The following is a 13718-nucleotide window of genomic DNA, read 5'->3' as shown; positions in this document are numbered from 1 at the left end:
TGTACCCTGCTCTTGAGCCGAGTCTCTACTCGAAACTGTCCAAACTTTGGGGCCAGCCCAGCAGGAAGGGCAGACGGTGATTGTGGGGGGTGGCCTCCGCTTCTCCCATGAGCGCGGCCCAGTCTGGGATGCCCCGGCCAGTTCGCTGCTGGAATCGAGCCAGCGCCGCGCGGGCGCCCCCATGATGTGACGCGTTCTGCACGGCCAGCGTGAACGCCTGCTCCGCCGCCTCCAGGTCCTCGTACCCCCACCAGAGGAGCTGCGCCAGGTCGATCATCGCCTCGGTGGTCGCAGGGTTGAGCGCCAGCGCCCGTTCCAGGAGGCGCTGCGCTTCCGGAACCTCCCCCCCATGCAGACGGGCGCGGGCCGCCCAGACGAGCGCCATAGGGACCTCTGGATTCAGAGCGAATGCCTGCTCCGCCGCCTCGAGCGCTGGCTCGAGGCGGAGCAAGCCCAAGTTGGCCTCCGCCAGCAGCAGCCAGGCCGCCTGCATGGTCGGCTTGCGGGCCACCACCGTCTCCAGAAGAGGCAGGGCCTGAGCGTACCGCCCCAAACCAATCAGAGCGCGCGCCAGACCCACCTGAAATTTCTGCGTGTCTGGCGCGGCGTCATGCAGGGCCTCCAGGATCGCCAGCGCACGGTCGGGATGGCCTTCGAGCGTCCAGGCGTACCCCAGCACAGTCAGGGCCTCCGGGTCACCCGGGTACAGCGTGGCCAGACGGTCGAACTGGGCCAACGCCCCGTAGACGTGGCCCCGCTCGGCCTGAATCAGACCCATCTGGTACAGGGCTTCATAGTCATCCGGCGCCAGCTCAAGGGCGCGGCGCAGGGTAAATTCCGCTTCGTCATAGCTGCGGTCCCGCAGCAGCGCTTTGCCCGCCCGGACGAGGAGAGGTACATGGTCCGGATACTCCTGAAGGCCAGCCATGACGGCGCCGCGAGCTTGGTCAAACTGCTGCTGCTGCCAGGCGGTGTGGAAGCGTTGAGTCCAGTCGTCAGGGGTCAGGGCAGGTGAGGATGCTGGCATGGGTGAAATCCTTTAGTCGTCGAAATCGGTTACGGCACTCGCTCGAGGAGGCGCAGGATTCTGCGGGTCAAGTGTGTGCGCCCGGGTGGTGATCCCCGAGGTAAACGGGGGGACGGACGGCGCCCGATTCGGGAAATTGTGGGACGACGTCACCAGCGTCTGCGTGCTTGACGGGCGTCGACTGTCCCGGCCTGATTTTGCCAGGAGTTCGTGAATGGCCGGCAAATGGGTCGAGAGATTGGCCATCATGAAATTGCTGGTGGCCGAGCACATGCCGCACATTTCCCGCTCGCTGTGAATATCTACGCGGAATTCCGTGATTCGAACGATGCCCAGGCTTGAAATGACGGCTGCGATTTCAGCCTGCCGGAAGCGCATCATCTGCCACAACACTTGTTCGGAGTGCTTATGCAGGGAATCCGTGTAGCCCTTGGCATTGATCGCGGGCGCCAGGTCCTGGTTGATAAAGCGCTTGAGCTCGTCCGCGTCAGCCACGGTGATGGTGGGCGCCACATCCAGCGTCACTTTGGGCAGGAGGTCATGCTGACTCAGGGGGCTCGAGTTGCCTGACCGGATCTCCCGCCCCTGAACGTCCACAATGGGCAACTTCAGCTGTTCCCGAACCACGAGACCCTGGCCGCTGGAGAAAATGGTGAGGGCATTGTCCCGGGTGACGTTGAAGTTGCGCCGCACCAGGGTTCCCCTGGCGGTATAGCCCGCCACAACGATGTGCCCAAGCGCGTAATTGCATTTTTTCAGGATGTCTTTGTAGGTGGTAGTTGGCTGGAACCATGCCCGACACCACTGAAATGGGAGCGTCCGGGGCCTATCCCCGGACGTGTCAAAAGAGCTCCCACTCGAGAGTTTCGTCTGTCAGAACCCCGCCTGTCCAGCCCAGCATCACGCGCAACACGGCACCATCAAGCTCCGCAGACGATACGGACCTCACCGTCGACGACTCCTCAAGTGCACCGTGTGCAGTGCGGAATTCAGTGAACTCAAAGGCACGCCCTACTGGAATGCCCGCTGCTGTCGTCGGCGGCCTAAAAATGGGTCTTCGCAGCTCTTGGTGAAGCGAACTCAGGCCAGGCCAGACCGATACACGACCCGCGCCCGCAGTAAGTCGAGCCTTGCCCGGCCGTACATGCTCCGCTTCACTGTCTTGAGCCGATTGACCTGTCCGTCTACTTGCCCGTTGCTGTAGGGCGTTTCCAACGCACGCTGGACAGCATCGTAGTCGCGGTCGATACCGACCGCGAACGTCTGCAGCTCCCGAACGCCACTCTCAGTCAGGGCAGTCAGCCATGCGCTCAGCGGTCTTGACTTCATCCCTCTGAACAGGTGCCAGCCTTCGATCAAGAGTCCCGTGACCTTGGCATCATCCGGATGTTCCGTCGCATGGCGTTCCAGGAGCGTCAGGAGTTGCGGCGTACGGATCAGCGTGGGGTTGAGCATGGCCCAGGACAACGTCCTGGGCGACGGGCACACCCAGGGCCGGACGGATGCAGGGTCGCTCAGTCGCAGCAGGCGACAGTACTCGCGAACAGCGGTGTAGCCACCGCCATAGCCCATCGCTCGCAACTGCGTGTACAGCGCAGTGGCCTGACGTGCGCCCGCTGCCCATTGCTGCTGGAGCCAGACGTGAAAGGGCGCGAGTTCACCTGGTCGGTGTCGAGGTCGCGCGTTGCCGGGATGACTGTCCAGGTGCAGGTATTTTCGGACGGTTCCAGGGGCAACGCCGACCTCACGAGCAACCTGCTTGACCGGCATGCCCTCCCTCAACTTGTTCTGAACCGCTGCGAACCGCTCCATCTGGCGCGCCGTCGGCGGCCCGACGTTGGAGGGGATCGGGTCACTGTGGGAGAGCGGCGATGCTGCAGGGTTTGGTCGGGGCGAGGCGGGGGCCGGTGAGCTCGGGAGGGTGCGAGCAATCGTACGGAAGGTCTCGTAGCGACGCAGCAGAAAGCGTTCCAGGGTTTCGCGGACGTTGTTGACGAGATGCCAGCGGTCCGCAACCTGAGCCGCCTGGGGCGCGCCGAGGGTGGCGGCCTCCTGGTACGTTGTGGAGCGGTCGCGCGTGATCAGTTCGATGTCTGGATGCTGCTTCAGCCAGTCGATCAGCGTCGCTGCATCTCGATCTGCGAGCAGATCGACGACCTGATGGCGTTCCAGATCGACGAGAATCGTGCCGTACCGTTGCCCTTTGCGCCAGGCCCAATCGTCGATGCCCAGGATGCGGATGGGCCGATCATGCTTCGGGATGACTGGACTGCGGAGGCGCGCCAGCAGCGTGTTGGCGCTGGCCCCGCTGCCGAGTTTCTTGAGGATACGGGCGGCGCTTTGCGCCCCAGCTTCCAGCGCCGTTAGGCGCTGCTGGTGTTCGAGGCGCCGAGTGATCCGTCTCCAGGGAGCCGTGACCCGCGGGAGTCGTTCGCAGAAGATGCGTTGTGGACACTCGAGCACATCGCATAAGAATTTCCGAACGGTCAGGTGCCACCGGACACGACGGTCCAGGAGGGGGACATCTTTGAGAACGCGGACGTAGTGACTGTGTCGGCGGCTGGACGGCCGCCCACACTGCGGACAGAGAGCCGAGCGCGCTCGGCTCTCGACGTTGAGCCAGACGACGTGAGGACTGGTCTGGGTACTCAGGAGGATGAGGTCGCCAGCACTCGGAAGGCAAACAGACACGTCCATTCCTGAGTATGGCCACCTGAGTTCGCTTCACCAAGAGCTGCGAAGACCCAATTTTTCGGCGCCGTTGACACTGCTCCCAGGACACCGTTGACTCCGTCGTCGAGCATGTCACCCACGGCAACAGCTTCGTCACCACGGGCCACCTGGTCGGCTGTCACCGCACCACGGTCGCGCGCATCGTCCGCGTTGCCGGAAGCCACGCGCGACACCTCCACGACCTGAATGCTCGTGACCTTCAGGTCACGAGCATTCAAGCGGACGAACGCTACGGATTCGTCGGGCGTAAGAAGGAGTCCGTGTGGGACGCGACTGTCATCGATCCGAGCAGCAAGTTCCTGATCCAGGGCGAGATCGGCGAGCGCACTGCGGCCCTGACCCAGTCGCTCCTCAAGCACGCCAGAGCACGCCTGACAGATCCGCATGGACTCGTGCTGTTCACCGATGGGTTTCTGTCGTACCAGACGTTGTTCCCTGAAGTGTTCGGCAGGCCGTATCGACCTGCGAGACAGGGATCGCGTGGTCGATTCCCGAAGACCGCCTACCGGATCCCGCGTTCAGCGGCCCATGTCCGGATCATCAAGGAGTATTCCGGGAAGCGCGTCGTGAACGTGCGCACCGAGATCGCGGCTGGCACTCAGGTTCGCGTGAACGAGGAGTTGCACCGGTTGGGTTACCACAAGCCCAACACCTCGGCTGTGGAGCGTCAGAATGCCACGGCACGGCGGATGAACCCGCACCTGGCGAGGAAAAGCCTCGCGTTCGCGAGGCTGCGGATTCACCGGGAGAGCCTGGCTCATCTGGTGCAGGGAATCTACAACTGGTGCCGAGTTCAACGAGGTTTGCGGAGCAAGCTCGACGTCCCAAAGGGACGTCAGCTGTATCTCCAGCGCACACCGGCCATGACCATCGGGCTGACCAATTACGTCTGGAAGGTGCGGGACTGGCTCTCACAGCCGCAGGGCGTCTCCTGTCGGGCATAGTTCCAGGCAACTACCAGGGAATCAGAATGCCCCGAAAAAAAGCCCCAGGTTGTGTGCCGCAACCTTCCGACACACATGCGCCCGGATGGAGCGCTCTGAATTCAGTTGCGGCAACATCAAGTGAAATGAACGATCCAGCCGAGAAAAAACAGTCTCGATGGTCTTCCGAACCCACCGCATCGCGCCCCACCAGGGGCGCGGTCGTTTGAAGTTCTTCTTCGGCTGCGCATACACGCCGCATCCCTGGTATCCCCGATCCCCAAGGACCAGTCTGGCTTCCTGAACTTCCAGGAGTGCTCGTGCCACCGGTGGGTCACCTTCTCGACCTGGCACAATGGCAAAGCGCACGAGCATGCCGTGATCGTCGATCACGGCATGCAGTTTGAAGCCGTAAAAGAACCCCGTTTTGCCGTATCCTCCCTGTCCACCACGGCCACTGGTGGCCGTGGTCATCGCTCTGGGCCGTTTGTGCCGCCCTCCGACACAACACACCAGCGGCTTACTGTCGATGACGTACACCGTGTCGTCGTCGAAGTGGGGCAGGCGCAACGCGAGATCCGCGTAGATCCGTTCGAGATTCTGTTGAATCCGCAGATACCGCGTGCGATCCGGAAGGACGGGAAAGAGGAAGCCATACGTGGCTCGCACCTGGGCGTACCACTGCTGTGCCGAGGGCTGTGCGAGCAAATCGCCGACGAGCGCAATGGTCATCAATTCAGCGTAGCTGCCCTTTTGGTGCGGCTCGTTCGGGAGCGTGAAAAGGCCGCTGCGTGCAGCGGCCTTGAGGTAATCGTCGACGTAGACGTAGATGATGATGAATAGGTCGATGACGGTATGCTGATGGAGCGGAAGTTCTTTGGTAGGCATACCGGAGCTTCCGCTTTCTCCTGTTCCGTCGCTACCCCCTAGCACCCGAGGTTGACACGTCACTTCAGAGGCAGGCTCCAGTTGCCTTCCACTCGGCGGCAGATACGCTGCACTCGAGTTCAGAGCCGCGCGGCAGTCCACTGCAGACTCTGCTGGACATCGTGCCAGTCCTGTCGCTCAGCCAGATGCATGGCCGCCTCCAGCGCAGGACGCAGGACGACACCCGCATGCTCTGCCGCCCAAAAGGTCCCAGCGACCAGAGCGTGGTAAGACCGCACGGCGTCGTTTCGATCCTCATCATAAAGCGCAGCGGCTTCAACATGCGCCAACCCGTCGTACCCGTCTCCAGCTTCCGCCTGTCGCTGGAGGAGATGCCGGGCGATGTCATCCTGCCAATAAGGATGCTCAGGCGCGATGAGGTGCTCGAATTCGAACCGGCCCACGGCGTCTTGAGGAACATTGACCAAAAAAGCTGGTGGCAATGGCTCGCAGTGACGCAGGCCAAATCCAGCCACCATGCAGCCATCAAACTGAGGAAGATGCTGCACCACATCAAAGGCCAGCAGGTCTTTGCGCGAGGCCGGCAGCGTGTCCAGATGCGGTAAGGCCAAACGCCGCGTGAGGGACGCCCAACTGTGCCAGGGGCCGAAATCCGGCAGCGGTCCTTCGAGAGGACCATGCTCCATCAGGCCGCTGAGGAAGTCGCGGAAGAGCACATGCTGAGGGTCAGGATCAATCTGCTTGAGGGCAGCTCCTTTTGCTTGATCGGTCAGCGTTTCGCCCTGCTCGTCCAGCGCCTCATATTCAGGCAGGACGCGATCACGCAAGTCTTCCAGTGTGGCCAGCACACGGTCATCGGTTCCAAACACCGTCTGCTGCAGGCTCAGGACATCATCATAATCAGCAGGCATCAGGCCGCCAAAGCCGTATACCCGGAGCAGGTAATTGCTGAGGAACGTTCGCCGTGAGGAGGCGTAAGTCATGCCACCGCGCGTCTCCAGGGTGGTCGCAACGACTGCCCAGTCCTGCGCTGGGCGGTCCGGTTGAATGCGCAGGGAGTAGACCAGCGGTTCCCCGAAGCGAACGACGCGCTTGCACAGGGGCACTTCGCTCCAGTGGGCCTGCCGGACATGCACCGCACATTCCTGCGGCGTCAAGGGCTGAAGTTTCAGGTTTCGCAGGGCATCAGCCTGGCCTTCCATGTTGCGTAACAGCTCTTCGATCATGCCGCCCCTCACACCTGTTCACGCGTACCAGGTCGTCCGCGCCGCGTTCTGGTCACCCAGCTCACGCAGCGCAGCGTCGATCCCGAAGTGCAGGGCTGCCTGATCCTGGGCCTGGAGGCGCTGCAGGGTGGCAGGTCGCTCCCCCTGACTGGTGTATCGGGCACTCGGGTCGCCCCGGTCGACCCGGAACCCCTGTGTGAGTTGCTGCGCGTCCTGCCGCTGCAGCGTCTGGAATGCCCCGAACGTCCGCACGTCGAGACACTGCCCCTCGATCTGCTCGGCCCGGCGCCACAGCACCGTCAACCACTCGTCTGGAGTTGCGGGCTTCACCGGACAGGACGGGCCACCGGGGCAGCTGGCGGCGCTGCGAGCAGACCTCCCAGCTGCGCCTGCACCGCCAACTGTTCCTGCTGGAGCCGTGCTGGACCTCTTCCCCGTCAAGCATGGTCGCCCTGAGCGGCGCCCGCCCCACCTGCCGCTGCGCCGTGACCGGACGCACCGTGTGCCGGGCCCTCCGATCGCTGCTTCTCCCCGCGGACGGGGCAGGGATCAGTGGCAACTTCGCGACCGTCTGGGCGCGCTTGCGGGTGGTGGGGCGGTGGACGAACGTCATGATGGGCCTCCCGGCCATGCAGTCTACGGGCAAGCCGACGTCCGGTCAGCTCAAAATGACCACACTCGGCAGACCCACTTCTACAGACCCGTCAGATGTCTCTCGCCTTTCCATGCCACTGAGACCCAGGACGGACTGGGGGGCTCCCTTCAGCGGGTCGGTGTCACCCGCGCCGCCCGCCGCCCCACACTGCCCCGCAGTCGCCGCGCCACCGCCTTCACGCACGCCCGGCACGTCAGAGGTCCCGTCACCTGCGCCGCCCCCGCGTACACCCGCGGTCCACGCCCGCACAGCGCCGCACCGTCCGACACCCGCACCAGATGCACTGCCCCACCCGGCGCCAACTGGAACGCGTACGGTTCCTTCAGCCGGTGCCGCGAGGCGATCTCCACGCACGCCGCCTCGAACGGCAGGTCCGCCAGGTCGCCATGCACCGGGGCCATGCGGGTCATGTGTGCCGGTCGCGTCGCCATGCCCCCGAGGGTAGCGTGATTTCCGGCCAACGCCCCGCGCGGTGGTGCTTGAAACTCAACGCCGTGCGCTTATCCTGCCGGGCATGACAGCCTCCCCTGCCCTGACGGTCCCGGACGACCTGCGCGACGACCTGACCCGCCACTTCCGTCTGGGTCGGCACTCCATTCACGGTCCTGCCCACTGGGAGCGGGTGCAGGCGCACGCCGAGCGCCTGGCCGCCGCGTCGGGCGGGGACGTGAGCGTCGCGCGGTACTTCGCGTGGTTCCATGACGCCGAACGGCACGACGAGTGGTACGACACCGGGCACGGCGAACGGGCCGCCACGCTCGTGCGGGCCTGGCGGGCACGCCTGCCGCTGACGGACGCGCAGGTGGACCTGCTCGCCCGCGCCTGCGCCCGCCACGAGCTCGGCGAGCTCAGCGCCGACCCCACCATCGGCGCGTGCTGGGACGCCGACCGCCTGGAACTGACCCGCGTGGGCATCCAACCCGACGCGCGGTACATGAGTACCGCCGCCGGAAGGGACGCCTGCGCGTAACCGCGACCGCGTGGGCACACGGGCAGGTGACCGGGCCGGTACGCTGCAGGCAGTCGCTCCTGAACTCGAAGCGGCCCTGCAGTTCGCAGTCACGCATCCCGAAGTGCTCGGAGCGGCGCCCAATCTCTGCCGGTTCGTCGACTGAGCCCCGACGGCTGCCAGCAACCCGTGTCCCCCTTGCGGCTCGAATGGATTCTGGGTCGCCGCACCATGCCGGAATCCCTGCCAGCACTGGTTCCGACCGGGAGTTTCCGGCAGCAGTTGAGGCGGGAGCATCACGCCCCGCCTCGTCCCTGTCGGGTTACCTGAGCTGTTCGAGGATGGTGGGGTCCTGGATCTGGCGGTCCTGGGCGAGCAGGAGGGCCTTGCTGATGACTTCCGCGGTCCGGGGGTCGGGGTCGGCGAAGGGCAGGAAGAGGCGGCCCTGGTGCCCGTTGTGGACGGGGATGATGCACAGGTACCCGCCGGGCTGGCGGTGGACGGTGCCGCTGCCGAGGTGCAGGGTGTAGCGGGCGTGGTGGCCTTCAATGAGGGCGTGGTCGTTCTGGATGCGGACGTTGGTGAGCTTGAGGAGGCGCAGGGTTTCACGCAGCAGGGCCGCTCGCATCTCGGTGGTGCTCTGGGTGGCTTCGGGGTCGACGCCGCCGACGTGGGCGACGGAGACGATCAGGTCGAGGTCGCGCAGCGTCTCGCTCAGGAGGCGGGGGGGCACCTCCAAAAGCGGCATGGGTTCGGTGGCGTCGCGGCGGATGAAGTACGCGGCGTTGACCGGCGTCCCCTCGACCTCGTTGGGGGTGCCGTATCCGACGGTGGTGTCGAGCCAGACGTTGATGCCTTCGGCGTGCCAGGTCTTGCGGACGCCTTCCTCGGGGACGGTGATCCAGCCGCGCGTTTTCAGCAGGGCGGCGGCCTTGCCGGGCTGGACGTGCTGGTCGGCGTGGCGGGTGACGCGCCGCGCGCCCTGTTCGGCGGCCGTGAGGGGGTAGTACTCGCGGAACACCTGCTTGAACGGCTGCGTGATCTGGCGGTCCATGACCTGCGCCTGGAAGGTGGGCCAGTGGCCGCTGGCGTACAGGTCGTGCGGGTGCGCGAGGCGCAGCGCGTGGTCGTCTATGGGCTGCGGCCCGTCGGGCGTGTCTAGGCTGTCGCCGGTCCACCAGCCGAGGTGCGTTTCGTTCAGCACCCACACGAGGCTGCGCAGCATGGGCGCGATGACCGGGTGGGCGGCGAGGTCCGTGAGTTCCTGCGGCTGGAGGTGGTCGCCGCGGATCATGGTGTCCTCCAGCGCGGCGCGCATGCGCTTCCTCGTGGCGCTCAGTTCCTTCACGGCGGCCTGGAGGGCCTGCACGTCCGGGCGTTTCTTCAGTGCGGGCGGCAGGGCCTTGAGAACCTTGTCGCCGCGGGTGACGGTCAGGCTGGCCTCGCCGTCCGGGCTGAGGTGAATGCCCACGCGGAGGTCGCCGTCTGTGACGGTCTGCGTCCAGTCGGGGGCGGTGCGGGCTTCCATGGCCCACATCAGGCGCTGCGGGTCGGCGTACCCGGCGCTGCGCGCGAGGTTGTGCAGGCCGATGTCCGCGGCGCGGCGTTCACTCGCCTGCCGCTGCGCACCGAACTGCCGCGCGCCCGCGCGGAAGTCGCTGATCAGGCGGTAGCGGCCCTCCAGTTCCCGCGCGGCCTTCCCCTTTGCGCGGGCGAGGGGCAGCAGGCCCAGGGCGCGCACGGCGTCCTGGTTGCGTTTCTCGGTGATGCGGTCGGTCAGGTCGCCCTCGTTCAGCTCGCCGAGAATGGCGCGGGCGTATGTCTCGGCGCGTTTGTGTCCGCCGCTTGAGGAGGCGTACTTGGCGGCGTCCAGCAGCGCGCTGAACCTCGCCCCGCCGAGTGCCTTGAAGGTCTGGCGGAACCACGCGACGTCCACGGCGCCCTCGGTCAGGTCGGCGGGGTTCAGGGGCGTGCGCTCGCCAATCTCGGCCTCCCAGGCGTCGCGGACGTCCTGCGGGACGCTCCAGTTGCTGTCGCGGGTGTGGGCGTGCAGCCAGTACACGCCGTCCTTCAGGCCGCGCCAGCCCAGCGCGCCGGCGACCAGCGGCGCCCACTGCGGCGCGAACATGGCGAGATCCAGCAGGCGGGCCTCCGGGAGGCCCAGCGCGGCAACCTGCGCGCGGAAGGTCTCGGGCGTGTCCGTTGGCAGGGGGAAGGCCACGCGGATCAGGTGGCTGAACGTCACGTCGCGGCTCTCGTTGTGGCCCTGGTAGCCGCGCTTCAGGGGATTCTTTCCCAGACCGGCCAGCAGGCGCAGGGTCAGGTCCGCGCCGTGAAGGCTGCTCAGGGCCAGGGCGGGCGCGGTGGCGGGGGTTTCCAGGTCACCGCGCGCCAGCTCGACCTCCAGCACCCGGTCTCGGACGCGGTTCACGGCGGCCTCCCAGTCCGGGTGGGTGGGCCACTCGGGTTTCAGGGTGCGGCGGGTGTAGGTGCTCAGGTCACCGAAATCGTGCCCGTAGTAGTGTCGGCCGCGTTCCGGGCGTGGGCCGATCAGCGTGTCCAGCAGGTCGTCGGTGGTCGCCCAGCCCTGCGCGTGGGCGTGCAGCAGCAGGGGCGTGTTCACCCGCTGGCGGGGCAGGTTCGGGTAGCCCGCGCCCCGGTGCAGGTGCAGGCTCCAGAAGCGCCGCTGCTGCTCCGGCGTCCAGGCTCGCCAATCACCCTGCGGCATGACGGGGTTCAGCAGGTCTCGGGGGTCCTCCTGCCACCAGGAACACAGCGGGTCGGTCTGCATCTGCACGTCGCGCGGCAGGTACGCCAGCGCGGTCTCCCAGGCGTCCAGGGCGAGGTCCGTGTCCAGGGGCGTGGCGTGCGCGCCATGCAGGGCGTCCACGATCACGCGCGCCAGGTCCGGGTGTTCCAGCCGCAGGGTGACCAGCGGTCCCAGCGTGCGGTGCAGGGTGCGGCGCAGCAGGTCCTGCCGGATCTCGGCGGCGCTGCGGGCGGCCTGATGCTCGGCGAGGTCGTCCTCGTCGGCGTCCGCGAGCAGGTCGTCGAGCCCTTCCTGATCGAGGCCCAGCAGGTCCAGCACGGCCGCGTCGAGTTCGGCAGCGTCGAGTTCGGCAGCGTCGAGTTCGGCAGCGTCGAGTTCGGCAGCGTCGAGTGCGGCAGTGTCGGGCGCGGCGGGCTGCGCGCCGTTGCCGTCCAGTTCGTCCTGAAGTTCCGCTTCGGTGGTCTGCGTGCGGTTCACGAAGTGGTTCAGCGCCCAGTGCAGCCGGGTCAGGTCGCCGTCCTGCGCGTCCTCCCTGCCCTGCCACCAGCCGGTCCAGACGTCCCACATGGGCATGGGCTGCCCGCTCCGGCCCGGGCGGAGCTGCCAGGGGCGCACGTTGCCCAGCAGTTGCGTCTCCTGGCCGTCCCAGCCGGGGCCGGTCAGCGGCGTCTCGCGGTGGGTGACGAGCAGGGCGTCGAGGTCGCGCAGCAGCGCCGCGCCACGCGCCACGTCCGCCGGGTAGTCGCGCTCCCTGGGCTGCGGGGCCTCGGGGCGGCTCAGGCGCGTGGGGTCGAACAGGCCCAGGCCGTCGGCGAGGGTCAGCTGCGCGGCGGGTTCGGTCAGGCGGGCCAGCAGGGTCGCCTCGGTGACGTTCTTCGCGCTGAACTCGGCGGGCGGCGTGCCCCCGGTCTCGATCAGGAGTTGCAGGCCCGCCTGCCGCTGCTCGGTGTTCGGGCCGCTCAGCAGGGCGGCGGCGCTGCGATGCGCCTGCCGGGCGTCGCTGGCGAGCAGGCGGATCAGGCCGCGGCGCAGGTCTGCACTCCTGCGTTTCAGGAGCGTGTGCACCACCTCGACCTCGGCGGGGTCGGGCGTGAAGTGGGCCATGACGGTCACGGCCTCCTGCGACACGCTGCTGTTGCGGTCCTGCAACAGCGTGAGCAGCAGCGCGCGGGTGGGCGCGTCCAGCGGGTGCGCCGCCGCGTGATCCTTCAGGCTGCGCAGCAGGGCGGTTTTGCCGTACGCGCTGAGTCCACTCAGGTGCGGGGTCAGGGCCGTGAAGGGCCGCTCGCCGCGCAGGGCGGGCAGGGCGTCCAGGGCGTCCGCGCGGGCGGGCACGTGGCCCAGCCAGGGGAACAGCAGCGGGTCGTGCCGGGCGCGGTCCGGGAGGCGCAGGGCGTACGCCTCGAACTCCTCGAAGGTGAAGAGGGGCTGGGGGCTGCCCCAGCGGCTCACGGTGCTTCCCGCGAACGCGGCCACGCGCAGGTCGGCGTCGGTCAGCAGGGTGCGGCGGTCGTCGTCGGTCAGCAGCTCGGCAGCGGTCAGGAACTGCGCGGCGGCCATGCGGCGGGCCGGGTCCGCGTCCGTCAGGACCGTGCGGGCCAGTTCGGCGGCCTGCACGGCGTCCCGCATGCCCAGCGTGAACAGCGCGAGGTACGCGTCCACCCCCTCGCCGCCCTGCACGGCGCGGCGCGCGGCCTCGGGTTCTTCCAGGAAGGTCAGCGCGCGGCTGAGGTGCGCCCGGACGACCTTCAGGTCGGTCACGTCGTAGTTCAGGCCGAACCACACGCACGCGGCGCGCAGCGTGGCGGCGAAGCGCAGCAGGTCCTCCTGCAGGATCAGGCGCAGGGTGCGGGTGAAGGCGTCCGCGCTGGCCTCATCGACGGTCTCGAGGATCACCTGCCGCAGGCCCTCCTGGCGCTGCGCGGCGAGCAGCAGGCCCTCGGCGAGCGTCCAGGCATCCTCTCTGGTGCTGCTCAGCAGGGCCAGCGGCACGTGGCGGCCCATGCGGGCGACCGGGTGCTGCGTGCCCGCCGTGTCGCGCAGAATCTGGTAGATCTCCTCGTCCCCGTCGCTGATCGCCTGCCCCAGCAGCAGGCCCAGACCCTGCGATTCCCAGGGGTTCAGCAGGCCCGCGTGCACCGCGAACCACGAGGCGGGCTGCGGGTAGTCGCGGGTGGTGTGCCACGCCTGCCACAGCCAGTGCGCGGCGTGCGCGGCAGCCAGCCGGTGGCCGGGGGCGCGGAAGGCGCGGCGGGCGTACCCCAGCGGGTACGGGTGGCGGATCAGCAGGGCGTCCAGCGTGCGGGCGGCCAGTGCGGGAAACTGCGGGAAGAACGCGGCAGCCAGGGCTTCGCGGTCGGCCAGGGTGCTGACGTGCAGGGCGTCCACGAGTTCGTCCTGAAGGCGCTGGCGTTCCTGATGGTCGCGGCCGCCCTTCACGTGCGCCCCGATCAGCGTGGCCCACGGGGCGGGCAGGGCCGCCACGCGCGTGTCGAAGCCGGGTTTCCAGGGCTGCTGGAAGGTCCGCAGGTGGTCCTGAACGTCCAT

General features: G+C 67.3%; 11 protein-coding genes. 2 read left to right on the top strand and 9 right to left on the bottom strand.

Annotation, left to right across the window (positions count from 1 at the left end):
- Positions 1-25: 25 nt before the first annotated feature.
- The 4 genes from EXW95_RS19790 to EXW95_RS19775 form a co-directional block, all read right to left on the bottom strand.
- Complete coding sequence (locus tag EXW95_RS19790; protein ID WP_174369222.1) at positions 26-1027, bottom strand: tetratricopeptide repeat protein; 1002 nt, start codon at positions 1025-1027, stop codon at positions 26-28.
- A 12-nt stretch (positions 1028-1039) separates the two neighbouring features.
- Positions 1040-1720 carry a hypothetical protein gene (locus tag EXW95_RS19785; protein WP_174369221.1) on the bottom strand — a complete coding sequence of 227 codons (681 nt, stop codon included), beginning with the start codon at positions 1718-1720 and terminating at the stop codon, positions 1040-1042.
- 387 nt (positions 1721-2107) lie between these two features.
- The gene (locus EXW95_RS19780; RefSeq protein ID WP_174369220.1) at positions 2108-3724 is read right to left on the bottom strand and encodes an ISL3 family transposase; all 1617 of its coding nucleotides are present in this window, start codon (positions 3722-3724) and stop codon (positions 2108-2110) included.
- Positions 3676-3978: a hypothetical protein gene (locus EXW95_RS19775; protein ID WP_174369219.1), complete on the bottom strand. Its 303-nt coding sequence runs from the start codon at positions 3976-3978 to the stop codon at positions 3676-3678. The genes EXW95_RS19780 and EXW95_RS19775 overlap by 49 nt, the downstream gene beginning before the upstream one ends.
- Before the next feature lie 42 nt (positions 3979-4020).
- Between EXW95_RS19775 and EXW95_RS20390 the strand changes: the two genes are divergently transcribed.
- Positions 4021-4704, top strand: coding sequence for a hypothetical protein (locus EXW95_RS20390; protein WP_217449541.1), 684 nt, complete (start codon positions 4021-4023; stop codon positions 4702-4704).
- 21 nt (positions 4705-4725) lie between these two features.
- Here the strand turns inward: EXW95_RS20390 and EXW95_RS19765 are convergent, their stop codons facing one another.
- The 4 genes from EXW95_RS19765 to EXW95_RS19750 all read right to left on the bottom strand — a co-directional run bounded on the left by EXW95_RS19765 (position 4726) and on the right by EXW95_RS19750 (position 7883).
- The gene (locus EXW95_RS19765; protein WP_174369218.1) at positions 4726-5571 is read right to left on the bottom strand and encodes a transposase; all 846 of its coding nucleotides are present in this window, start codon (positions 5569-5571) and stop codon (positions 4726-4728) included.
- A 119-nt stretch (positions 5572-5690) separates the two neighbouring features.
- Entirely contained in the window at positions 5691-6797 is a 1107-nt protein-coding gene (locus EXW95_RS19760; protein ID WP_174369217.1) for a hypothetical protein, read from the bottom strand.
- An 18-nt stretch (positions 6798-6815) separates the two neighbouring features.
- The gene (locus tag EXW95_RS19755) at positions 6816-7127 is read right to left on the bottom strand and encodes a hypothetical protein (RefSeq protein ID WP_174369216.1); all 312 of its coding nucleotides are present in this window, start codon (positions 7125-7127) and stop codon (positions 6816-6818) included.
- A gap of 432 nt (positions 7128-7559) precedes the next feature.
- Entirely contained in the window at positions 7560-7883 is a 324-nt protein-coding gene (locus EXW95_RS19750) for a hypothetical protein (RefSeq protein WP_174369215.1), read from the bottom strand.
- Between the two features lie 83 nt (positions 7884-7966).
- Here EXW95_RS19750 and EXW95_RS19745 point away from each other — a divergent pair, with 83 nt between their 5' ends.
- On the top strand, positions 7967-8422 hold the full coding sequence (locus EXW95_RS19745; protein WP_174369214.1) for a hypothetical protein: 456 nt from the start codon (positions 7967-7969) through the stop codon (positions 8420-8422).
- Between the two features lie 301 nt (positions 8423-8723).
- Here EXW95_RS19745 and EXW95_RS19740 read toward each other — a convergent pair whose 3' ends face one another.
- Positions 8724-13718 carry a DUF5724 domain-containing protein gene (locus EXW95_RS19740; RefSeq protein WP_174369213.1) on the bottom strand — a complete coding sequence of 1665 codons (4995 nt, stop codon included), beginning with the start codon at positions 13716-13718 and terminating at the stop codon, positions 8724-8726.

The sequence above is a fragment of the Deinococcus sp. JMULE3 genome, assembly GCF_013337115.1.
Classification (GTDB): domain Bacteria; phylum Deinococcota; class Deinococci; order Deinococcales; family Deinococcaceae; genus Deinococcus.
The sequence above is the reverse complement of the archived record's forward strand: the minus strand, read 5'-3'. Positions and strand labels throughout refer to the sequence as shown.

Bases quoted from the DNA above. Each gene is read 5' to 3' on its own strand.
- EXW95_RS19745 (WP_174369214.1), top strand. From the start codon at position 7,967: ATGACAGCCTCCCCTGCCCTGACGGTCCCGGACGACCTGCGCGACGAC.
- EXW95_RS19765 (WP_174369218.1), bottom strand. From the start codon at position 5,571: ATGCCTACCAAAGAACTTCCGCTCCATCAGCATACCGTCATCGACCTA.
- EXW95_RS19740 (WP_174369213.1), bottom strand. From the start codon at position 13,718: ATGGACGTTCAGGACCACCTGCGGACCTTCCAGCAGCCCTGGAAACCC.
- EXW95_RS19750 (WP_174369215.1), bottom strand. From the start codon at position 7,883: ATGGCGACGCGACCGGCACACATGACCCGCATGGCCCCGGTGCATGGC.
- EXW95_RS19760 (WP_174369217.1), bottom strand. From the start codon at position 6,797: ATGATCGAAGAGCTGTTACGCAACATGGAAGGCCAGGCTGATGCCCTG.
- EXW95_RS19780 (WP_174369220.1), bottom strand. From the start codon at position 3,724: ATGGACGTGTCTGTTTGCCTTCCGAGTGCTGGCGACCTCATCCTCCTG.
- EXW95_RS19790 (WP_174369222.1), bottom strand. From the start codon at position 1,027: ATGCCAGCATCCTCACCTGCCCTGACCCCTGACGACTGGACTCAACGC.